Source organism: Streptomyces sp. NPDC051563 (assembly GCF_044454225.1).
In the GTDB taxonomy this organism is placed as follows: domain Bacteria; phylum Actinomycetota; class Actinomycetes; order Streptomycetales; family Streptomycetaceae; genus Streptomyces.
Map to the genome: position 1 here is coordinate 1 of NZ_JBITDL010000053.1, position 18,576 is coordinate 18,576.

At 71.0% G+C, this 18,576-nt stretch carries 21 protein-coding genes and 1 rRNA gene; 10 read left to right on the plus strand and 12 right to left on the minus strand.

The genetic code is table 11. From position 1 onward, the window contains the following. A 5S ribosomal RNA gene (rrf, locus tag ACIA8F_RS37560) occupies positions 1 to 83 on the plus strand; the annotation flags it as partial. Positions 84 to 209: 126 nt separating this feature from the next. Beyond that, positions 210 to 767, plus strand: a complete 558-nt coding sequence (locus ACIA8F_RS37565; protein WP_399385532.1) for a GNAT family N-acetyltransferase — start codon at positions 210 to 212, stop codon at positions 765 to 767. On the opposite strand, the gene ACIA8F_RS37570 is transcribed toward ACIA8F_RS37565, so the two are convergent. From ACIA8F_RS37570 to ACIA8F_RS37605, 8 genes are all read right to left on the minus strand, one after another. Continuing rightward, the gene (locus ACIA8F_RS37570) at positions 764 to 2,272 is read right to left on the minus strand and encodes a type VI secretion protein (protein WP_399385533.1); all 1,509 of its coding nucleotides are present in this window, start codon (positions 2,270 to 2,272) and stop codon (positions 764 to 766) included. The genes ACIA8F_RS37565 and ACIA8F_RS37570 overlap by 4 nt on opposite strands. Position 2,273: 1 nt before the next feature. Continuing rightward, complete coding sequence (locus tag ACIA8F_RS37575; protein ID WP_399385534.1) at positions 2,274 to 3,689, minus strand: ATP-binding protein; 1,416 nt, start codon at positions 3,687 to 3,689, stop codon at positions 2,274 to 2,276. A gap of 19 nt (positions 3,690 to 3,708) precedes the next feature. Then, on the minus strand, positions 3,709 to 5,271 hold the full coding sequence (locus tag ACIA8F_RS37580) for an SCO6880 family protein (protein ID WP_399385535.1): 1,563 nt from the start codon (positions 5,269 to 5,271) through the stop codon (positions 3,709 to 3,711). Next, complete coding sequence (locus tag ACIA8F_RS37585) at positions 5,268 to 6,554, minus strand: hypothetical protein (RefSeq protein WP_399385562.1); 1,287 nt, start codon at positions 6,552 to 6,554, stop codon at positions 5,268 to 5,270. The genes ACIA8F_RS37580 and ACIA8F_RS37585 overlap by 4 nt, the downstream gene beginning before the upstream one ends. Positions 6,555 to 6,573: 19 nt before the next feature. Next, the gene (locus tag ACIA8F_RS37590) at positions 6,574 to 7,389 is read right to left on the minus strand and encodes a hypothetical protein (RefSeq protein ID WP_399385536.1); all 816 of its coding nucleotides are present in this window, start codon (positions 7,387 to 7,389) and stop codon (positions 6,574 to 6,576) included. 85 nt (positions 7,390 to 7,474) lie between these two features. Continuing rightward, positions 7,475 to 7,783, minus strand: coding sequence for a hypothetical protein (locus ACIA8F_RS37595; RefSeq protein WP_008742356.1), 309 nt, complete (start codon positions 7,781 to 7,783; stop codon positions 7,475 to 7,477). A gap of 441 nt (positions 7,784 to 8,224) precedes the next feature. Further along, positions 8,225 to 8,512: a hypothetical protein gene (locus ACIA8F_RS37600; protein ID WP_399385537.1), complete on the minus strand. Its 288-nt coding sequence runs from the start codon at positions 8,510 to 8,512 to the stop codon at positions 8,225 to 8,227. Positions 8,513 to 8,666: 154 nt separating this feature from the next. After that, positions 8,667 to 9,473, minus strand: coding sequence for a pentapeptide repeat-containing protein (locus ACIA8F_RS37605; protein WP_399385563.1), 807 nt, complete (start codon positions 9,471 to 9,473; stop codon positions 8,667 to 8,669). Positions 9,474 to 9,717: 244 nt separating this feature from the next. Here ACIA8F_RS37605 and ACIA8F_RS37610 point away from each other — a divergent pair, with 244 nt between their 5' ends. From ACIA8F_RS37610 to ACIA8F_RS37625, 4 genes are all read left to right on the plus strand, one after another. Next, a complete protein-coding gene (locus tag ACIA8F_RS37610; protein ID WP_399385538.1) occupies positions 9,718 to 10,326 on the plus strand; it encodes a LysE family translocator in 609 nt (202 codons plus the stop codon). A 112-nt stretch (positions 10,327 to 10,438) separates the two neighbouring features. Continuing rightward, positions 10,439 to 11,260 carry a thioesterase family protein gene (locus ACIA8F_RS37615; protein WP_399385539.1) on the plus strand — a complete coding sequence of 274 codons (822 nt, stop codon included), beginning with the start codon at positions 10,439 to 10,441 and terminating at the stop codon, positions 11,258 to 11,260. Positions 11,261 to 11,441: 181 nt separating this feature from the next. Further along, a complete protein-coding gene (locus ACIA8F_RS37620) occupies positions 11,442 to 12,461 on the plus strand; it encodes an NlpC/P60 family protein (RefSeq protein WP_399385540.1) in 1,020 nt (339 codons plus the stop codon). A gap of 212 nt (positions 12,462 to 12,673) precedes the next feature. Then, complete coding sequence (locus ACIA8F_RS37625; protein WP_399385541.1) at positions 12,674 to 13,387, plus strand: phosphatase PAP2 family protein; 714 nt, start codon at positions 12,674 to 12,676, stop codon at positions 13,385 to 13,387. Positions 13,388 to 13,528: 141 nt separating this feature from the next. Here ACIA8F_RS37625 and ACIA8F_RS37630 read toward each other — a convergent pair whose 3' ends face one another. Continuing rightward, positions 13,529 to 13,762, minus strand: a complete 234-nt coding sequence (locus ACIA8F_RS37630) for a hypothetical protein (protein WP_399385542.1) — start codon at positions 13,760 to 13,762, stop codon at positions 13,529 to 13,531. 107 nt (positions 13,763 to 13,869) lie between these two features. After that, positions 13,870 to 14,055, minus strand: coding sequence for a hypothetical protein (locus ACIA8F_RS37635; RefSeq protein WP_399385543.1), 186 nt, complete (start codon positions 14,053 to 14,055; stop codon positions 13,870 to 13,872). 191 nt (positions 14,056 to 14,246) lie between these two features. On the opposite strand from ACIA8F_RS37635, the gene ACIA8F_RS37640 reads away from it, so the two are divergent. Together ACIA8F_RS37640 and ACIA8F_RS37645 are read left to right on the plus strand one after the other, a co-directional pair. Further along, positions 14,247 to 15,080: a hypothetical protein gene (locus ACIA8F_RS37640; RefSeq protein WP_399385544.1), complete on the plus strand. Its 834-nt coding sequence runs from the start codon at positions 14,247 to 14,249 to the stop codon at positions 15,078 to 15,080. 184 nt (positions 15,081 to 15,264) lie between these two features. Continuing rightward, entirely contained in the window at positions 15,265 to 15,420 is a 156-nt protein-coding gene (locus tag ACIA8F_RS37645; protein WP_399385564.1) for a hypothetical protein, read from the plus strand. A gap of 36 nt (positions 15,421 to 15,456) precedes the next feature. Here the strand turns inward: ACIA8F_RS37645 and ACIA8F_RS37650 are convergent, their stop codons facing one another. Then, a complete protein-coding gene (locus tag ACIA8F_RS37650; RefSeq protein ID WP_399385545.1) occupies positions 15,457 to 15,834 on the minus strand; it encodes a metal-sensitive transcriptional regulator in 378 nt (125 codons plus the stop codon). Between the two features lie 194 nt (positions 15,835 to 16,028). Between ACIA8F_RS37650 and ACIA8F_RS37655 the strand changes: the two genes are divergently transcribed. Next, complete coding sequence (locus tag ACIA8F_RS37655; RefSeq protein ID WP_399385546.1) at positions 16,029 to 16,649, plus strand: DUF47 domain-containing protein; 621 nt, start codon at positions 16,029 to 16,031, stop codon at positions 16,647 to 16,649. 5 nt (positions 16,650 to 16,654) lie between these two features. Next, on the plus strand, positions 16,655 to 17,653 hold the full coding sequence (locus ACIA8F_RS37660; protein ID WP_266878906.1) for an inorganic phosphate transporter: 999 nt from the start codon (positions 16,655 to 16,657) through the stop codon (positions 17,651 to 17,653). Between the two features lie 125 nt (positions 17,654 to 17,778). Here ACIA8F_RS37660 and pstB read toward each other — a convergent pair whose 3' ends face one another. Continuing rightward, on the minus strand, positions 17,779 to 18,555 hold the full coding sequence (gene pstB, locus ACIA8F_RS37665) for a phosphate ABC transporter ATP-binding protein PstB (protein WP_385181894.1): 777 nt from the start codon (positions 18,553 to 18,555) through the stop codon (positions 17,779 to 17,781). Positions 18,556 to 18,576: the final 21 nt, after the last annotated feature.

The following is an 18,576-nucleotide window of genomic DNA, read 5'->3' on the forward strand; positions in this document are numbered from 1 at the left end:
ACATTCCGAACCCGGAAGCTAAGCCTTTCAGCGCCGATGGTACTGCAGGGGGGACCCTGTGGGAGAGTAGGACGCCGCCGAACAATCATTGTAGAGAGCCCCGTACCGGGAAACCGGTACGGGGCTTTTCTGCGTTTGCAGGCCTTTAGGGATCGTGCGCCGGAAACTCGGATGAAGCGGGGACGGCCGGCTCGTTAGGATCCCGCGGTATGAACGAGTACGTGGTACGCCCGGTAAGGGCTGACGAGTGGCTCAAGGTGAAGGAGCTGCGGCTGGCGGCCCTGCGGGATCCGGCCGCGGCGGTTGCCTTCCTCGAGACCCTCGAGCAGGGGGAGGGAAGGTCCGACGCGCTCTGGCAGGAGCGGGCTGCCGGAGCTGCGGCGGGGTCGGGCATCCGGCAGTTCATTGCCGAAGGGCCCGACGGGCAGTGGGGCGGGTCGGTGACCGTGCTCGTCGAGGAGGCCGGCACGACCGACATCTTCGACGGGGAGATCGCGCAGGCGCAGGCGCACCTCGTGGGCGTGTTCGTGCGGCCGGCGCAGCGGGGGACCGGGCTGACCGAGGCGCTGTTCGAGGCCGCGCTGGAGTGGGCCTGGGGGCTCGAGGAGCCGGTGCTGGCGCGCGTACGGCTCTTCGTGCACGCGGAGAACGCGCGGGCCGGGGCCTTCTACCGGCGGTTCGGGTTCGTGCCCAGCGGGAAGGTCGTGCCGATGCCGACCGATCCCTCCGCGAAGGAGCTGGAGTACGTGTTCCCGCGGCCCGCCTAGGGGACCGCTACGGGGAGGTCCGCCTCCGGCCAGCGGGCGCGCGCCTGCTCGCGGCTGCGGCACAGGGCGAGCAGCGGGAGCGTCGTGTCCTGGAGGAGCTCGGGGAGTTGGGGGATCGGGGCCACGGCGGCGACGTCCTCGAAGACCAGTGCCAGTGGTGGGTCGAGCCGACCGTCGGATGACCGTGCGGCCATGCGGCGGCCGTGCTCGACCACGCTGGAGGCGAGTGCGGTCAGCAGCGGCATCGCACCCGGGTGGGCCCGGGGGTCTTCCAGGGGTTCGCCCACCACGTAGAGGGTGCCCCCTTCGGAGACGAACGATGCCAGGGCGAGGGAATCGATTCGGTTCGGGGTGCAGGATTCCCGGATGTGGATGGAGGAAAGGGCCGTCAGGGCCCGGGCCGTGAGGTGTTGGGCGAGCTCGCGGCGGTCCGGGTGGGCGGTGAGGGCACTCTCCAGCTCGCCGGCCGCACCGGGGGCGGCGGTGGCCGCCTGGGGGTGGGTACGGAGGATGCGGACCGGTTCCTGGGCGTTGGTGCCCTGGGCCCAGCGGTGCAGTTGCTTGAACGGACGGTTGTCCAGGGCGGCGGCTTGGAGCCAGCTGCGGAGGAGCGTTTCCGCGGTGTCCGCGACGGCCGAGTCCATACGGGCCTGCGGGCGGACCGGGGCGAGGAGCGCGAGGGCGCGGGCGGCGGCGGTGGCGCGGTCCGCGCAGCCTTCGGTGGGGCTCCAGTGGATCCGGGCCGGGGTGTCGCAGAGGTGGGAGGGGTCGTAGAGGAGGACGGGGCCCAGCTTGGAGCGGGCGTCCTTGGTCTCCGACCAGAGGGTGGGGGAGGACGTGATCACGAGGACCGCGCCGGTTGCTGCCGCGATGGCTTCTGAGGCGGAGGTGTGGCGGGCGGCGGGTGGGGCGTAGGCGATGCGGGTGCCCTGGCCGGGCGGGGGTGTGGTGGCTCTGGCCGGGGTGGGGGCGTAGCCGAAGCCGTAGCGGTACGCCTCGTCCGTGGGGGCGGCGCCGTTGCCGGGGGCTCTGCCCCCGGGCCCCCGCTCCTCAAACGCCGGAGGGGCTGGGGTTGCCGTTGCGGTTGAGTACGGCTGCGAGGCCGGAGGGGCTGGGTTGGGCTCGGGGTGGTCCCTCTTCAGGCGGTGGCGGGATTTTGTGCGGGCCACTACGCCGAGGGTGAAGATGGTCAGGACCAGGAGGACCAGGAGCTGGCTGATGAACAGGCCCCAGAAGAGGCCCCAGTTGGAGAGGGCCTCGGGGGGTGTGTCCGGCCAGGCGGCCGGGATGTCGTGGGGTTGCGCTATCAGGGAGCGGACCGCGGTCGGGGTGCGGGTGAAGGTGACCTTGCTCGGCCAGGCGCCCTTGGTGAAGAGGGCGGCCAGGCCGGTGGCCGTCCAGGTGAGGACGGCCAGGCCCAGGAGGAAGGCCAGCAGGCCCACGAGGAGGCCGTCCGGGATGCCGCCTTGGGGGCGGGGGTCCGGGTGGTCCGTGCGGTGGGGCATGTCAGGCCACCGTGGTGGCCGAGCCGCCGGCATGGCGTTGGCGTTCCATCAGGAGGGCGCGCTCCTCTGTCTCCAGTTCGGCGGCGAGGAGGTCGTCGGGCAGGCGGTGCTGGACCGAGGATTCCGTCATGGCGCGGTCGGTGAAGACCAGGGGGCGTTCGGCTTCGGTGATCAGGTGTTTGACGACCTGGACGTTGCCGTTGACGTCCCAGACCGCGATGCCGGGGGTGAGGGTCGGGATGATTTCCACCGCCCAGCGGGGGAGGCCCAGGACGCGGCCCGTGGCGCGGGCCTCGTCGGCTTTCTGGGCGTAGATGGTGCGGGTCGAGGCCATTTTGAGGATGGCCGCGGCTTCGCGGGCCGCCGCGCCGTCCACGACGTCGGAGAGGTGGTGGACGACCGCGACGAAGGACAGGCCGAGGCGCCGGCCGAACTTGAGGAGGCGCTGGAAGAGCTGGGCCACGAAGGGGCTGTTGATGATGTGCCAGGCCTCTTCGACCAGGAAGATGCGCTTCTTGCGGTCCGGGCGGATCCAGGTGTGTTCGAGCCATACGCCGACGATCGCCATCAGGATGGGCATGGCGATGGAGTTGCGGTCGATGTGCGAGAGGTCGAAGACGATGAGGGGGGCGTCGAGGTCGATGCCCACGGTGGTCGGTCCGTCGAACATGCCGCGGAGGTCGCCGTCGACCAGGCGGTCGATGACGAGGGCGACGTCCAGGCCCCAGGCGCGGACGTCGTCTATGGCCACGTTCATCGAGAGGGCCGATTCGGGCTCCGGGTGGCGCAGCTGTTCCACGATGTCCATCAGGACCGGCTGGCGGTCCGTGATGGTCTCCACCACGTAGGCGTGCGCGACCTTCAGGGCGAAGCCGGAGCGTTCGTCCAGGCCGTGGCCCATGGCGACTTCGATGATGGTGCGGAGCAGCGCGAGCTGGCCCGTCGCGGTGATCGCCGGGTCGAGGGGGTTGAGGCGGATCCCGTCGTCGTTCGCGGCGATGGGGTCCAGGCGGATGGGGGTTATTCCCAGCTGCTGGGCGATGAGGTTCCACTCGCCGACGCCGTCCTCGCCCTGGGCGTCCAGGACGACGACCTGGCGGTCCCGGAAGCGGAGTTGGCGCAGGACGTAGGTCTTCTCCAGGGCGGACTTGCCGTTGCCGGATTCGCCGAGGACCAGCCAGTGGGGGGCCGGGAGCTGCTGGCCGTACAGCTGGAAGGGGTCGTAGATGTAGCCCTTGCCGCTGTAGACCTCGCGGCCGATGATGACGCCGGAGTCACCGAGGCCGGGGGCGGCGGTGGGGAGATAGACCGCCTGCGCCTGTCCGGTGGACGTGCGGACGGGGAGTCGGGTGGTTTCCACCTTGCCGAACAGGAAGCTGGTGAAGGCGTCCGTCAGGGCGGACATGGGATCTCGCATGGGCGGCCATTCCCTCCAGCTAGCGTCGGATGCCGGTGGCGAACGGCAGGGTGTTGACGAAGGCGCGGTGGTGCTCGCGGTCGCACCATTCGAGCTTCAGGTAGGACTTGCCCGCCGAGGCGCGGATGGTGCGCTTGTCGCGGGCGAGGGCTTCGGGGGAGCGGGAGGAGACCGTGATGTAGCCGACCAGGTTGACGCCGGCGGCGCCGCTGGCGAGGTCTTCGCCGCGCTGGTCGAGCCGGCCGTGGGCGGCGATGTCGCGGGGGTCGACGGTGCGGTTCATCTTGGCGGCGCGGCTGGCGTCGGCCTCGTCGTTCGTCTTCTCCGTGAGCATGCGTTCGATGGCGATCTCGGTGGGTTCCAGGTCCATGGTGACGGCGACCGTGCGGATGACGTCGGGGGTGTGGACAAGGAGCGGGGCGAGGAAGTTCACGCCGACCGGGGTCATCGGCCATTCCTTCACCCAGGCCGTGGCGTGGCACCAGGGGGCGCGGGTGGAGGATTCGCGGGTCTTGGCCTGGAGGTAGGTCGGTTCGACGGCGTCCAGTTCGGCGGGCCAGGCGTTGCGCTTGGTCATGGCCTGGATGTGGTCGATGGGGTGGTCCGGGTCGTACATGGAGTGCACGAGGGAGGCGAGGCGGCCCTGCCCCAGCGGCTGGCGGACGCGGATGTCGGCCTCGGCGAGGCGGGCGCAGATGTCGGTGAGCTCGCGGGCCATGACGATGGCGAGACCGGCGTCGCGGTCGACGCGGCGGCCCTTGTGGGGGGTCGCGGCGCGGGCGATGGTGTGGGCCTCGGCGGCGAGTTCACGGGTGAAGTGGATGCAGGCGACGAGGTACGCGCGGTGCTGCTCGGAGGAGGTCGACACCATCGACTGGAGCTGGTCGTACGAATCGCGCAGCCAGACCGGGGCGTGTGTGTTGCCGCGGGAGGCCACGTCCTTGTCGTGGGCCTCCGGGTCGGCCGGCAGGGTGCGTACGAGCATCTGGAGGCGGGTGACGAAGCCGTCGCCGTTGGCCACGTGCTTGAGGAGGGTGCCGAAGCGGTCGACGAGGGCCTCCTGGTCCTCGCTGTCGCGCAGGCCGACGCCGGGGCCCTCGATCTCGATGGCGGCGGTGACGGTCCTGCGGTCCGCGTGGAGCAGGACGGCGATCTCGTCGGGGCCGAAGGGGGCGGCGAGCCAGTTGATGCGGCCGATGCCGGGGGGCGGGCCGACCTCGACCTCGCGGCCGTCGCCGGCCCGGATGCCGGCCTCCATGGCGCCGGAGCGGAACGTCGTGCCGCGGCGCAGGGTGCGCTTGAAGCTGCGGTTGATCTCGAACCAGCGGTAGAAGGTGCGGCCGCGGTAGGGGACGTAGACGGCGGCGAGGGCCAGCATCGGGAAGCCGGCGAGGGAGACGATGCGCAGGGTGAGGGCGGGGACGAGCAGTCCGCTCATCATGCCGAGGAACGCGCCGACGATGATCAGGGCGATCTCGCCGGTCTCGCGGTTCTTGCCGACGATCGCGTTCGGCCGGGCCCGGCCGATGAGATACGTGCGGCGGGGCGTGATCGGGTGGAGCTGGTGGGACTGGGTCGTCACCGCCCGTCACCTCCTGTGTTCCTCGTGCTGGAGCCCGTACGGGGCGGGGGTGCGGCGGCGGGGCCGGACCCGCCTCCTGCGCCGCCGGAGTTGCGGCTGCTGTGCGCGGCCATGCCTCCGGAGATCTGGTTGTCGCCGCCGGCGCGGTGGGCGCCGCCGCCTCCGCTGTTCCCGCTGCCGCCGCCGCGGCTGCTGTGGGTCTTGATGCCCTGGGAGACGAGGGAGGCCGGGGAGCTGATGACGGCGGCCGCCTGGGCGCCGTCGGTGGCTTTGCTGCGGTTGCTGCGGGCGGAGGCGATCTCGTCGCCGAAGCCGGGGACGAAGCGGTAGATCATCGCGGAGGCGAAGATCGCCAGGAGGATGATGGCGAGGCCGGAGACGACCGCGGAGAAGGCGTTCGGGCCCTTCTCCCCGGCGAGGGCTCCGGCGAGGCCCAGCACGATGACGATGACCGGCTTCACGAGGATGACGGCGATCATGATGCCCGCCCAGCGGCGGACGTGGCCCCAGAGATTGCGGTCGACGAGGCCGGCGTAGACGACGGTGCCGAGCAGGGCGCCGACATAGAGGAGCGCGGCGCGGATCACGAGCTCGAGGCAGAGGACGCCGGCGGCGAGGACGGTGACGAGGGCGACGACAATCAGCATGATCGGGCCGCCGCCGATGTCGTCGCCCTTTTTGAGGGCCTCGGCGAAGGAGCCGAAGAAGACGTCGGTCTGGCCGCCGGTGGCGGAGGCGATGACCTCGGTGACGCCGTCGGTGGCGGAGACGACGGTGTAGAGGATGAGGGGGGTGAAGGCGGACGCGAGGACGGTGAGCCAGAGGAAGCCGATGGCTTCGGACATGGCGGTGGTGAAGGGGACGCCGCGGATGGCTCGTTTGGCGACGGCGAAGAGCCACAGGACGAGCGTGAGGATGGTGGAGGCGGCGAAGACGATGGCGTACTGCTTGAGGAAGGCGCCGTTGGTGAAGTCGACGTTGGCGGTGCCGTTCACTGCCTTGCTGAGTTCGCCGACGATCCAGGCTGCGGCGTCGGCGCAGCCCTTTGCGAGGGAGGAGAGGGGGTTGAGGGCGTCCGTGGGGTCGCTGGGGGCGAGGCCCGAGCCTGTTCCTGTGCCGGGTCCCGTTCCTCCGCGCTCGCAGTAGTCCTTGGCCGGGCCACGAATCAGGTCGCAGGGGTCATTGCTCGGCAGCACGTTGGGCGTGGGCGTGGGACTCGGTGCGGCTGCGGCACGGGTGGCCAACAGGACGGCAGAGGTCTGCACGGCCGTGGCGACGGCCATGAAGGACAAGCCGCGACGGCTAGCGTGCATAGGTGAGTCCCCCGAACTGCGATACGGCCGCGGCCATCTCTTCGGCCGAAGCGGCCCTTTGGTCGCGGCCTACGGGGGCCGGGCCGTCCTTCTGGGTGAAGCTGGAGATGCGCCAGTCCCCGTCGCTCCAGCGCAGATCGAAGGTGTTCGTGTACCAGCTCTCGGCGACGGGGTTCTTGGAGCCTTCCCCGGCGAGTCCGAACAGCGTCGAGTACCAGACGGACACGCTCGCGCCTTCGGCGCTGAAGCGCTCCACCTTGGTTCCGACCGGGTTGGTCCGGGAGACGAAGGTCAGGCCCTTGGGGGCCTTGGCGGTGGCATCGAGTCCGATACGGGAGAGGAACTCGGGGTCCGTGTAGAGACGGTCCAGGTCTCCCTCGCGGGCGGTGGCCACGGCCGGCAGGTACACGGCCTGCACGATGGCGTTCCGTCGCGTGGAGTTGAACATGCCGTCGGAGCCGAGCGCCACCGCGTAGTTGGCCGCTGCGGACTGGGCGCCCTGTTCGGTTTGTGCGAAGCCCTTCGGGACGCCTGCGGACTTGCCGTCCACCGGGGCGACGCCCGTGGCTGACGTTGGGTTGGTGGTGGTGGGGGGCTTGTCCGCGGTCGGGGGGGATTCCGGGGTGCGGGACTGGTTGGCGAAGGCGATGGCTGCGATGAGGAGGACCACGACGCCGACGACGGTGATGAGGCCTCGGGGGGTGCGGCGGGGTGGGGCGTACGGGTCCGAGGGCTCCGAGAAACGGGTACGGGTCTGGCCGGTGCCGCCGACCTCGCCGCCACCGTATTGGTCGTCGGTGCTCATTCGGTGTTCGCCCCCTCCGCGTCGTACGACGGTAGCGCTGGTATCCGCGCAGGCGCGGCGTGGTGAGTCCTCATCAGGGCTCGGGCTAGACGGCCATTCCGTAGACGATCGTGAAGAGGGTGCCCAGTGACCCGATGATGAAGACGCCCGTCAGGCCGGCCACGATGAGGCCCTTGCCCTGTTCCGCGCTGAAGGTGTCGCGCAGTGCGGTGGCTCCGATGCGCTGTTTGGCCGCGCCCCAGATGGCGATGCCCAGGCAGAGCAGGATCGCCACGGCCATGACCACCTCGATCATGACCTTCGCTTCGTTGCCGAGACTGCCGAACGGCCCCCAGTTCGGGGCGATTCCGCCGATGATGGTGGTGATGTCGCCCTTTTCGGCTGCCAGGATCATGTAACTCACCGCCCCTGTATGGGTAGTTCCGGTAGCCCGTGCCCGGACGGCAGGGGTCAGGCTCTATCTTCCCTGATGAATCCGCCGTCGGATGTCGACTTGAGTGCTCTCTTTACCCGATCCGTCGCCCCGGGTGTCGTCCGTATGTCCTGACCTGGGGTCGGGCGGCGTGTGGGGGAAAGAACGTATCGTCACTCTGTGTATCACGCGGCGTGACTGCGGGCAATGATTGTCGTCTCGGTGCGCTGGTGGCTCGGATCGGGCCGCGCCGTTTGGCGCAACGGGTCGTGCTCCGTTCGACCATACCGATGATGTTTTACGACATTCCGTCAGTCGGTGGATCTGTGTGCGGGGTTACGGGTGATGCTCCTGGGGTCCGGCTTCCCCGCCGGGGCCGCGCCCGGGGCACGAGCCGGGTGCGGCGCCCGCGGGGTGTCCGGGCTACGGGACGAGGATGTTCGAGGTGAACGGGGCGAAGCGGGTCTCCCCGGCGTGGATGACGGCGATGACCGCGCCGGTGCACCAGCGGCCGCTGGTGATGAAGACGGGGCTGTCGGTGTGGTTGGTGACCGCGGCGGGGCCGTTGTACAGGACGCAGCCGGACGGGTCGTTGAGGGTGCGGCCGTTGATGACCAGTTCGCCCGAGGCCGCGTGTGCGGAGCCGGCGAGGCCGAGGACGAGGGTGGTGGCGGCCGCGAGGGTGCCGAGGGTCGTGGTGGGGCGTCGCATGGAGCATCTCCGGGGGCGAGGGTGTGCGGGGCGTCGCCGGGTGACGATCGCCTTCCGGTTTCCTGGCCCACCGTAGGGGGTTGGCTGCGGAGGGTGACACTCGTGGGCGGGCGTGTGGATGCGCCGGGGGCGCACCGGTGGCCGGTGTGCGCCGTCAGTGGGCCGGGCGGTCCGACGGCCAGTGCGCGGGGCGGGTGAGGGCGGGCGGGATGCGGGTCGCGGCGTTGCCCCGGGCCGCGTTCAGCTGGGGCTGGGTGAGGAAGAGGGCGCCGGTGAGGTCGGCGTCGCGCAGGTCGGTGTCGCGGAAGTCCGCGCCGATCAGGTCGGCGGTGCGCAGGTCGGCGCCGCTGAGGTCGGCGGCGATCAGGTAGGCGCCGCGGAGGTTGGCGCCGCGCAGGTCCGCGCCGGGGAGGCGGGCGCCCATCAGGTCGGCGCCGCGGTGGTTCTTCTTGCGGCCGGGCACCTCGGCCCGTACGAGCTCGCTGGTCTTGAGGAGGAGGGCGTTCACCTCCTGGCGCAGCGGGGTGATGTCGAACTCCGCGAGGGCCTGCGGGGTCTGCGCGGTCCACCGGGTGGTGTCGGCCAGGGCGGTGCGCAGCTGGGCGTGGAGCGGGCGGGCGGCGGGGCGGGTGAGGGCCTCGGCGAGGTAGGAGAGCAGCTCGTGCAGGCTCCGCATCAGGGGGAAGACCGCGAACATCGCGCCGGCGGTGCCGGGGTGGGAGCGCCAGTCGCGGCCGCCGAAGGTGACCTGGGAGACCTGCTGGCCGGCGCCGAGGCAGTCGAAGACGGTGCAGCCCTGGTAGCCCTTGTCGCGCAGGGCGGTGTGGATGCCGCAGCGGAAGTCCTGGCGGAGGTTCTTGCAGGGGGTGCCGGCGGGCTTGTTCGCGGCGAAGTCGGTGGACTTGGCGAAGGGCAGGGCCACGCAGCAGAGCGCGAAGCAGTTGGCGCAGTCCGCTTGCAGGAGCGGGAGGGGGGCCGGGGTGGCGGCCGGGTCGGAGTGCGCGCCAGGGGCGGCGGGGCGGGCGGGGCCGGCGGGAGGGGGCTTGGGCACGTCCCCATTGTCTCTCCGTGAGGGAGTTGGGTGGACGGGGCGGGCCGCCGGGGTGGAGCGAGAAGGGGCAGGGGAGCGGCTGCGGCGGTCCGTTGGAAGCGTGGGGCGCCGAAAGCCCTTGAGCGGCGGGGGAGGGTCGGGCGAGCATCGGCGTATGACCGAAGTGATCGCAGTAGCCGTCATCACCTTCCTCGCCGTCATCAGTCCCGGCGCGGATTTCGCCATGGTCGTCCGCAACAGCTACCTCTACGGGCGGCCCACCGGGCTGTTCGCGGCCGCCGGGGTCGCGGCCGGGGTGCTGGTCCACGTCTCCTACACGATGCTCGGGGTCGGTCTGCTGATCGCCTCCTCCGCCGGACTGTTCACGGTGATCAAGCTCGCGGGCGCCGCGTACCTGGTGTGGATCGGGATACGGACCTTCCGGGCGCGGGCCGAGGTGGCCGTGGATCTGGAGGAGAAGGGCGGGATGACGCCGTTCGGGGCGCTCCGGAGCGGGTTCCTGACCAACGTGCTCAACCCGAAGACCACGCTGTTCGTGGTGTCCACCTTCACGCAGGTGGTCGGGCCGGGGACCCCGGTGTGGCAGCAGGCCGGGTACGGGCTGTTCATGTCGGCGGCGCACCTGGGCTGGTTCGGGGCGGTCGCGCTGTTCTTCTCCAACTCCCGGCTGCGCGACCGGATGCTGAAGGCGCAGAAGGCGCTGAACCGGGCCATCGGGTCGGTCCTGGTGGGGCTCGGGGTGGGGCTGGGCTTCGCCCGCTGAGCCTTCGGGCCGGGCGGGGAGCGGGGGGCCGGGGAGCGGGTGCGGGGCGGGGGTGGAGCGGGCGCTCGGCGGGGCTGGCGGTCGCGGATTACCAGTCGGTAGCGTGGCTGCCATGGGTGCTGAGAGCGGGGTCGGCGATGGCGCCGACGTGGCCGGGTTCTACGAGCGGGTCGACGAGGGACGGTTCCTGTCGAGCGGTTACACGCGCGGCCCGTGGGATCCCGGCTCGCAGCACGCCGGTCCGCCGGCCGCGCTGCTCGGGCGGGCGGTCGAGGAACGGCCGGGCGGGCGGGGCGACATGCGGATCGCGCGGATCACCTACGAGATCCTGCGCCCGGTGCCGATCGGTCCGCTGGAGCTGACGACCAGTGTGCTGCGGGCCGGCCGCGGCACCGAGGTGGTCGAGGCCGCGCTCGCTCCGGCCGGGGCCGCGCCCGTGATGCTGGCGCGGGCGCTGCGGGTCCGGGTGGCGGAGGATTCCGTACCGTCCGTCGTGCCTGGGCCGGAGCTGCCGCCGCCGGGGGAGGTGGGGCCGACGCCGTTCTTCCCGGTGCCGTGGGAGCAGGGCTACCACTCGGCGATGGAGACCCGTTTCACTCGGGGTGCGTTCACCGAACTCGGTCCCGGGACCTGCTGGATGCGGATGAGGGTGCCGCTGGTGGCCGGGGAGGAGCCCCGGCCGCTGGACCGGGTGCTGGTGGCGGCGGACTCGGGCAACGGCATCAGTTCCGTCGTGGATTTCGGCCGCTACCTCTTCGTCAACGGCGACCTCACCGTGCACCTGCACCGCCATCCGGCCGGTGAGTGGGTGTGCGTGGAGGCCCGTACGAGCGTGGACGCGGCGGGCATCGGGCTGGCGGACGCCCGGCTGCACGACGAGAAGGGTCCGATCGGGCGGAGCGCACAGAGCCTGTTCGTGGCTCCGAGGGGGTAGGGAGCGTAGGGGCGAGGTACTTCGTATCGTCCTATGAGTCCTATGAGTTCACCCGTCCGCCCGGCCGTGTGCTCCAAGTGCCCGGGATGCGGCGGTTCCTGCGGGGCCTCCCCGGCGGGATGATTCGACACGGGGTGGCGGGAACGCGGGGAAAAGCCGTTCGATGGGGGAAGGTTGGCGGGTGCGCAGACTCTGGGTGGTCGGTGGAATCAGCTTCGGGGCATGCCTGTGCTTTCTCGCCCTGCTCGTGGTCGGTACGTACTCGGCGGCCGCGGGCATCGCGACCGGCGCCGTCGGCCGGGCCGGCGGGCTCGCCAAGGGGGCCGTGCCGGGGAAGTACCAGTCCCTCGTGCAGAAGTGGGGCAACCTCTGCCCGACGCTCTCGCCGGCGGTGCTGGCGGCGCAGCTCTACTCCGAGAGCGGCTGGAACCCGGGTGCGGTGAGCCCGGCCGACGCGCGGGGCATCGCGCAGTTCATCCCGGGGACCTGGGCGACGCACGGGATCGACGGGGACGGCGACGGGGACCGTGACATCTGGGACCCGAACGACGCGATCCCGTCGGCGGCTTCGTACGACTGCGATCTGGCGAAGTACGTGGCCAAGGTACCGGGGGACCCGGTCGCGAACATGCTGGCCGCTTACAACGCGGGTCCCGGCGCGGTGAAGCAGTACGGGGGCGTCCCGCCGTACCGGGAGACGCAGGGGTACGTGAAGACCATCACGACCCTCGCCAAGAGCTTCGAGGCCCCCGTCGGGCGGGTGGCGCCCTCGCAGCAGGCCGCCGGGGCGATCTACTTCGCGCAGAAGCAGCTGGGCACCCCCTATCTGTGGGGCGGGAACGGGACGCCGGACCAGGACGGGCGGTTCGACTGCTCGGGGCTGACCAAGGCCGCGTACGAGTCGGTCGGGATCGATCTGCCGCGCGTGGCCAACGACCAGTACAACGCCGGTCCGCACCCCTCGCGCGCGGAACTGCTGCCCGGGGACCTGGTGTTCTTCTCCGACGATCTGACGAACTCCCGGGAGATCCGGCACGTCGGGCTCTACGTGGGCGGCGGATACATGATCAACGCCCCGTTCACCGGAGCCGTGATCCGCTTCGACAAGATCGACACGCCCGACTACTTCGGCGCGACCCGGGTGACCAAGGACGGCGCGGAGGCCCTGCCCCGGCGCGAGAACGCCGGCAACGCAGCGTGAACCGAAGGCCCTGAGCTGCAACGATGAGTCACTCTTCGATAACGTTGGGGTGATCATTCGGTGGAGAGCGGAACGTAGCAGCCAGAACGGGCGTTCCATGGTCACTGGGGGCAGGACGAGCGGAAGCGCCGGAGTGATCACCGGGGGCGAAGGGCCGCACATCGGCGTGCGGCCGTACGGGTACCAAGGCAAGGGCAAGGGGCCGCATCACCATGGCTGGACTCACAACGGGTGGGCCGAACGTGGATGTAAGCCTGCTGTACGAGATCAACGGACTGGCGGGACGGGCCCCGGGCTGGCTCGACCGGACGGTCGCGTTCCTGGGCGAGTACGGGATCCTGCTGGCCCTCGTCCTCCTGGTGCTGTGGTGCTGGCGCGGAGCGCGCCGGCAGGACGAGTCCGCCGCCGTGGAGGCCTTCGCGGCGCTCGTGTGGGCCCCGCTCGCCGCCGGAGCCGCCCTGCTCCTCAACGTTCCGCTGCGGGAGTTCGTCGGCCGGCCCCGGCCGGCCGCGCAGCACGGCGGGGTCGAGGTGCTGGATCCCGGCGCCGGGATCGGCCACAGCGCCTTCTCGTTCGTCAGTGACCACACGACGCTCGCGATGGCGCTCGGCGTCGGCCTGTTCGTCGCCCACCGCAGGCTCGGCTTCATCGGGATCGGGCTGGCCCTGGCGGAGGGGTTCACGCGGGTCTACATGGGCCTGCACTATCCGACCGACGTCATCGGCGGGCTCGCCCTCGGCACCGCGGTGGTGCTGCTCCTCACGCCGCTCGCGATGGCGCTGCTGACCCCGGCGGTGCGGGCGGTGGCCCGCTCCCGGCGGCTCGGCGTCCTGGTCCGGGCGCGCGACCGGGTGGTCGCCCGGCCGGTGGACCTCGCGGCGACGGAGCCGGCGGGGCGCGGGCACGAGAACGACCTCGCCGCCTGAGGCGGTGCTCCGGGCGGTGCCCGCAGCTTCAGCCCATGCCGTACGAGTCCCAGACGCTCAGCACCACGGCCACCAGCAGGCACAGCGCCGCGGCCCCGAAGCACACGCGCACGGCGGCCGGCCGCGGCCGCGGGGGCGGGGTCACGGATCGCCGCCGGGGTCCGAGCCGTCCGCATCCGCCTCGGAGCGCCGGTAGCGGGAGCGCAGCCACAGGCCGGTCGCGGTGGCCGCGGCGGTGGTGACGCCGATGGCCAGGGCCACGTCGCCGGGCCCGTCGGCCGTGCCCACGGGACTGGCCCGGGCGGGCGCGGCGGGGGCGAAGGCGATCAGCAGGGCCCAGGTGAGGGCGGCGAGTCGTGGCGCGGGTCCGGGCATGAGTCAAGGGCAACCGCTCCCGGGCGCGTCGGCCAGCCGGGCCGTCCGATCGGGCGACCTCGCGGGGCCCGTGCCTGCTCCCGTGCTGCTCCGGTGCTGCTCCCGTGTTACTCCGGGGCGTGCGCGGCGGCGTCCTTGCGGGCCAGGTCGCGGGAGCGGCGGGCCGGGCCGCGCCAGCCGCAGGTACAGGCGGCCAGGCTGAACGAGCCCCGTTCGGAGGTGCTCGTGGCGTGATCGGTGGAGAGTGCCGGCGCCGGTCCAGTGCCGGGAGCGGGCTCGCGGGGCGGCGGCACTGAGGCAAGCGGAGGGACGAGAGTCGCTTCGGTGTGCGGTTCCACTCCATCAAGGTACCGGGCCGGGGGCGGGCGGGGCACCGGCCCGGGGCGACGGGCTCGCGGCCGTGACGGGAGGCCCGGGACCTCGTTAAGCGGAGCGGGCGGGGGCCTCGGGCAAACAGCTGTCACGCGTTGGGGGTTGGCAGGCGATGGTGGTGCACCAGCACAGGCGGGGTCGCGCGGGCAGGGCTGCGGTCGCGGTCGGCCTGGCCCTGACGGTGGCGGCGTTGAGCGGGTGCGGTGGCGACGCCGTCGCGGGCGACGACGCCCGGCCCGCCGGCGATCCGGCGGCGGCGGTCCGCGGAGCCGCCGATGCGCTCCTGGCGACCGGGAGCGCGCAGACCCGTACGGCCATGGAGATGGCCACGGGCGGTACCCGGGTCACGATCCGGGGCGAGGGCGGGGTCGACTTCAAGAACCGGATGGGGCAGCTGCTGGTCATGCTCCCCGACGACGCCAAGGGCAAGGCCGAGCACCGGCCCATCACCGAGCTGCTGGTGCCCGGCGCGCTGTACATGAAGAACCGGGGCGCGGGCGTCCCCGACGACAAGTGGGTCCGGGTCGACACGACGGCCCTCGCCGACGGGAACCTGGTCACCGGCGGGGCCACCGACCCGATGGCCGCGGCCGAGCTGCTGCGCGGGGCGCAGGAGGTGACGTACGTGGGCGAGACCGAGGTGGCGGGGACCAAGGTGCGCCACTACCGGGGCACGACCGATATCGCGCGGGCCGCCGCGCAGGCCTCACCGGCGGTGAAGGGGGCCCTGGAGGCGGCGGCGAAAGGGTTCAGCAAGGACCTGGTGCCGTTCGACGTGTACCTCGACTTCGAGGGCCTCCTGCGGAAGGTCCGCCACCGCTTCACCTACGTCAACAATGGCGTGATCGATGTGTCTTCCACCACGCTGCTCTACGGTTTCGGGACCCCGGTCACCGTCGTACTGCCGGCCGAAGGGGACATCTACGCCGGGAAGATCGCCGATTGACCGGCTGGAGCCGCCGTCCCGCCCGGAGCCCGCGGGAGCGGGGCGATGGGGCCATGACCGGCCATCGGCCCAGGGTGGGTGGGCTGGAAATGGTCCATCCGTGTCATGCGCGCCGCGCCGTGCGCTCCCTACGCTGAGAAGCCGAGCGCCGGCGACCGGACGACGGCAGATTGAGGTGACACGCGTGACTCCCGCAAGCGGTTCGACGGTGCAGGACCTCGTGGCTCTCGCCGAGATCGAACTGTGCGGGGAGCTGATCATCGCGGCCTCGGCCGTGGCCGAGGAGAGGCTCAGCCAGGACCGGATCGACGAGGTGCTCATGGGCGTGTGGTCCGGCTGACCCCCGCTCCCCGGGCCCGCCCCTCCTGCTTACCGGTCAGGTGCGCAGCAGCCGGGCGATCGCCTTCGTCGCTTCCTCGACCTTGGCGTCGATCTCTCCGCCGCCCTTGAGGGCCGCATCGGCGACGCAGTGCCGCAGGTGCTCCTCCAGCAGCTGGAGCGCGAAGGACTGGAGCGCCTTCGTGCTCGCCGAGACCTGGGTGAGTATGTCGATGCAGTAGACGTCCTCGTCGACGAGGCGCTGCAGGCCCCGGATCTGGCCCTCGATCCGGCGCAGGCGCTTGAGGTGCTCGTCCTTCTGGTGGTGGTAGCCGTGCACGGCTACGGTCTCCGTGCTCGCGCTCGGGTCCGGCACGCTCGTGTCCGGCACCGCGTCCGTGGTGGCTCCGGAGCCCTCCGCCTGGATGGCAGTCATGCGTCCTCCCGTGGTCCGGAATGGGGGGCCTATACCCCTCATGGGTATAGGGTACCGGCCCTCGGCCGCAGGGGCAGGGGCCCGTCGTCCTCACTCTGCCTGATGGAGGACACTGGGGAACTGCCGGTTAGCCGTGGCCGGGGGATGCGCCTAGCATCAGCCTGACCGAATCCAATGCACCCCGAGGACCTCACGTGCGATTTCGTCTGACCCCCAGGGAGACGAGCTTCTACGACATGTTCGCCGCATCCGCGGACAACATCGTCACGGGCTCGAAGCTCCTCATGGAACTGCTCGGAGCGGACTCCTCCGCCCGGGTCGAGATCGCGGAGCGGATGCGGGCAGCGGAGCACGCGGGAGACGACGCGACCCACGCGATCTTCCACCAGCTCAACTCCTCCTTCATTACGCCGTTCGACCGCGAGGACATCTACAACCTGGCGTCCTGCCTCGACGACATCATGGACTTCATGGAAGAGGCGGTCGACCTGGTCGTCCTCTACAACGTGGAGGAGCTCCCCAAGGGCGTCGAGCAGCAGATCGAGGTACTGGCGCGGGCGGCCGAGCTGACCGCCGAGGCCATGCCGCACCTGCGGACCATGACGAACCTGACCGAGTACTGGATCGAGGTCAACCGGCTGGAGAACCAGGCCGACCAGATCCACCGCAAGCTGCTCGCCCAGCTCTTCAACGGCAAGTACGACGCCATCGAGGTGCTGAAGCTCAAGCAGATCGTCGACGTGCTCGAAGAGGCGGCCGACGCGTTCGAGCACGTCGCGAACACGGTGGAGACCATCGCGGTCAAGGAGTCCTGAACCTCGTGGACACCTTCGCTCTGATCGTGACCATCGGTGTCGCGCTCGGCTTTACGTATACGAATGGTTTTCACGACTCCGCGAACGCGATCGCGACCTCGGTCTCGACCCGTGCGCTGACCCCGCGTGCCGCGCTCGCGATGGCCGCGGTCATGAACCTCGCCGGTGCCTTCCTGGGCAGCGGGGTCGCCAAGACGGTGAGTGAGGGCCTGATCGAGACGCCCCACGGCAACCGGGGCATGTGGATCCTCTTCGCGGCGCTCGTCGGCGCGATCGTGTGGAACTTGATCACCTGGTACTTCGGCCTGCCCTCGTCCTCCTCGCACGCGCTGTTCGGCGGCATGGTGGGCGCGGCGCTGGCGGGCGGCACCGAGGTGCTGTGGTCGGGCGTGGTCGACAAGGTCGTCATCCCGATGTTCGTCTCGCCGGTGGTCGGCCTCGTCGTCGGTTACCTGGTGATGGTCGCCATCCTGTGGATGTTCCGCCGCGCCAACCCGCACAAGGCCAAGCGCGGTTTCCGCATCGCGCAGACGGTCTCGGCGGCCGGCATGGCGCTCGGCCACGGTCTGCAGGACGCGCAGAAGACCATGGGCATCGTGATGATGGCCCTGGTCATCGCCGACGTGAACAGCGCCGGCGACGAGATCCCGGTCTGGGTCAAGATCGCGTGCGCCGTGATGCTCTCGCTGGGTACGTACGCGGGCGGCTGGCGCATCATGCGCACCCTCGGCCGCAAGATCATCGAACTGGACCCGCCGCAGGGCTTCGCGGCGGAGACCACCGGTGCCTCGATCATGTTCGGCTCGGCGTTCCTCTTCCACGCGCCGATCTCCACCACCCACGTGATCACCTCGGCGATCATGGGCGTGGGCGCGACGAAGCGGGTGAACGCGGTCCGCTGGGGCGTCGCCAAGAACATCATCCTGGGCTGGTTCATCACCATGCCGGCCGCGGCGCTGGTCGCGGCCCTCAGCTTCTGGGTGGTCAACCTCGCCTTCGTGTGAGGGCGCGGGCCGCACGGATCGTAGGGAAAAGAAGCGGGCCGGTTCCCCCCACCCAGGGGGAACCGGCCCTTTCGCCGTGCGGTGGCACCGCCATGCAGCACCGCAGGACGCCTTGACATCCCGGTTTAGCCGAAGCGGCCCGAGATGTAGTCCTCGGTCGCCTGCACGGACGGGTTCGAGAAGATCCGGTCCGTGTCGTCGATCTCGATCAGCTTGCCGGGCTGGCCGACCGCGGACAGGTTGAAGAAGGCCGTGCGGTCGGAGACGCGCGCCGCCTGCTGCATGTTGTGCGTCACGATGACGATCGTGAAGCGCTCCTTGAGCTCGCCGATCAGGTCCTCGATGGCGAGGGTGGAGATCGGGTCGAGGGCCGAGCAGGGCTCGTCCATCAGGAGGACCTGGGGCTCGACCGCGATGGCGCGGGCGATGCACAGGCGCTGCTGCTGGCCGCCGGAGAGGCCGGAGCCGGGCTTGTTCAGGCGGTCCTTGACCTCGTTCCAGAGGTTGGCGCCCTGGAGGGACTTCTCCACGATGTCCGTGAGCTCGGACTTCTTGAAGGAGCCGTTGAGGCGCAGGCCCGCCGCCACGTTGTCGAAGATCGACATGGTGGGGAAGGGGTTCGGGCGCTGGAAGACCATGCCGACCGTGCGGCGGACCGCGACCGGGTCCACGCCGGGGCCGTACAGGTTCTCGTCGTCCAGCAGCACCTTGCCCTCGACGCGGCCCCCGGGGGTGACCTCGTGCATGCGGTTCAGGGTGCGCAGGAAGGTGGACTTGCCGCAGCCGGACGGGCCGATGAAGGCGGTCACGGAGCGGGGCTCCACGGTCATCGAGATGTCGTCGATGGCCTTGTGGGTGCCGTAGAAGGCGGACAGTCCGCTGACGTCGATTCGCTTCGCCATGGTGGTCACTTCGCTTTCAGT

What these genes read in the sequence shown, in the direction of transcription:
- ACIA8F_RS37565 (WP_399385532.1), top strand. Translation starts at nt 210, where the DNA reads ATGAACGAGTACGTGGTACGCCCGGTAAGGGCTGACGAGTGGCTCAAG.
- ACIA8F_RS37570 (WP_399385533.1), bottom strand. Translation starts at nt 2,272, where the DNA reads ATGCCCCACCGCACGGACCACCCGGACCCCCGCCCCCAAGGCGGCATC.
- ACIA8F_RS37575 (WP_399385534.1), bottom strand. Translation starts at nt 3,689, where the DNA reads ATGCGAGATCCCATGTCCGCCCTGACGGACGCCTTCACCAGCTTCCTG.
- ACIA8F_RS37585 (WP_399385562.1), bottom strand. Translation starts at nt 6,554, where the DNA reads ATGGCCGTCGCCACGGCCGTGCAGACCTCTGCCGTCCTGTTGGCCACC.
- ACIA8F_RS37590 (WP_399385536.1), bottom strand. Translation starts at nt 7,389, where the DNA reads ATGAGCACCGACGACCAATACGGTGGCGGCGAGGTCGGCGGCACCGGC.
- ACIA8F_RS37595 (WP_008742356.1), bottom strand. Translation starts at nt 7,783, where the DNA reads ATGATCCTGGCAGCCGAAAAGGGCGACATCACCACCATCATCGGCGGA.
- ACIA8F_RS37600 (WP_399385537.1), bottom strand. Translation starts at nt 8,512, where the DNA reads ATGCGACGCCCCACCACGACCCTCGGCACCCTCGCGGCCGCCACCACC.
- ACIA8F_RS37610 (WP_399385538.1), top strand. Translation starts at nt 9,718, where the DNA reads ATGACCGAAGTGATCGCAGTAGCCGTCATCACCTTCCTCGCCGTCATC.
- ACIA8F_RS37615 (WP_399385539.1), top strand. Translation starts at nt 10,439, where the DNA reads ATGGGTGCTGAGAGCGGGGTCGGCGATGGCGCCGACGTGGCCGGGTTC.
- ACIA8F_RS37625 (WP_399385541.1), top strand. Translation starts at nt 12,674, where the DNA reads ATGGCTGGACTCACAACGGGTGGGCCGAACGTGGATGTAAGCCTGCTG.
- ACIA8F_RS37630 (WP_399385542.1), bottom strand. Translation starts at nt 13,762, where the DNA reads ATGCCCGGACCCGCGCCACGACTCGCCGCCCTCACCTGGGCCCTGCTG.
- ACIA8F_RS37640 (WP_399385544.1), top strand. Translation starts at nt 14,247, where the DNA reads ATGGTGGTGCACCAGCACAGGCGGGGTCGCGCGGGCAGGGCTGCGGTC.
- ACIA8F_RS37650 (WP_399385545.1), bottom strand. Translation starts at nt 15,834, where the DNA reads ATGACTGCCATCCAGGCGGAGGGCTCCGGAGCCACCACGGACGCGGTG.
- pstB (WP_385181894.1), bottom strand. Translation starts at nt 18,555, where the DNA reads ATGGCGAAGCGAATCGACGTCAGCGGACTGTCCGCCTTCTACGGCACC.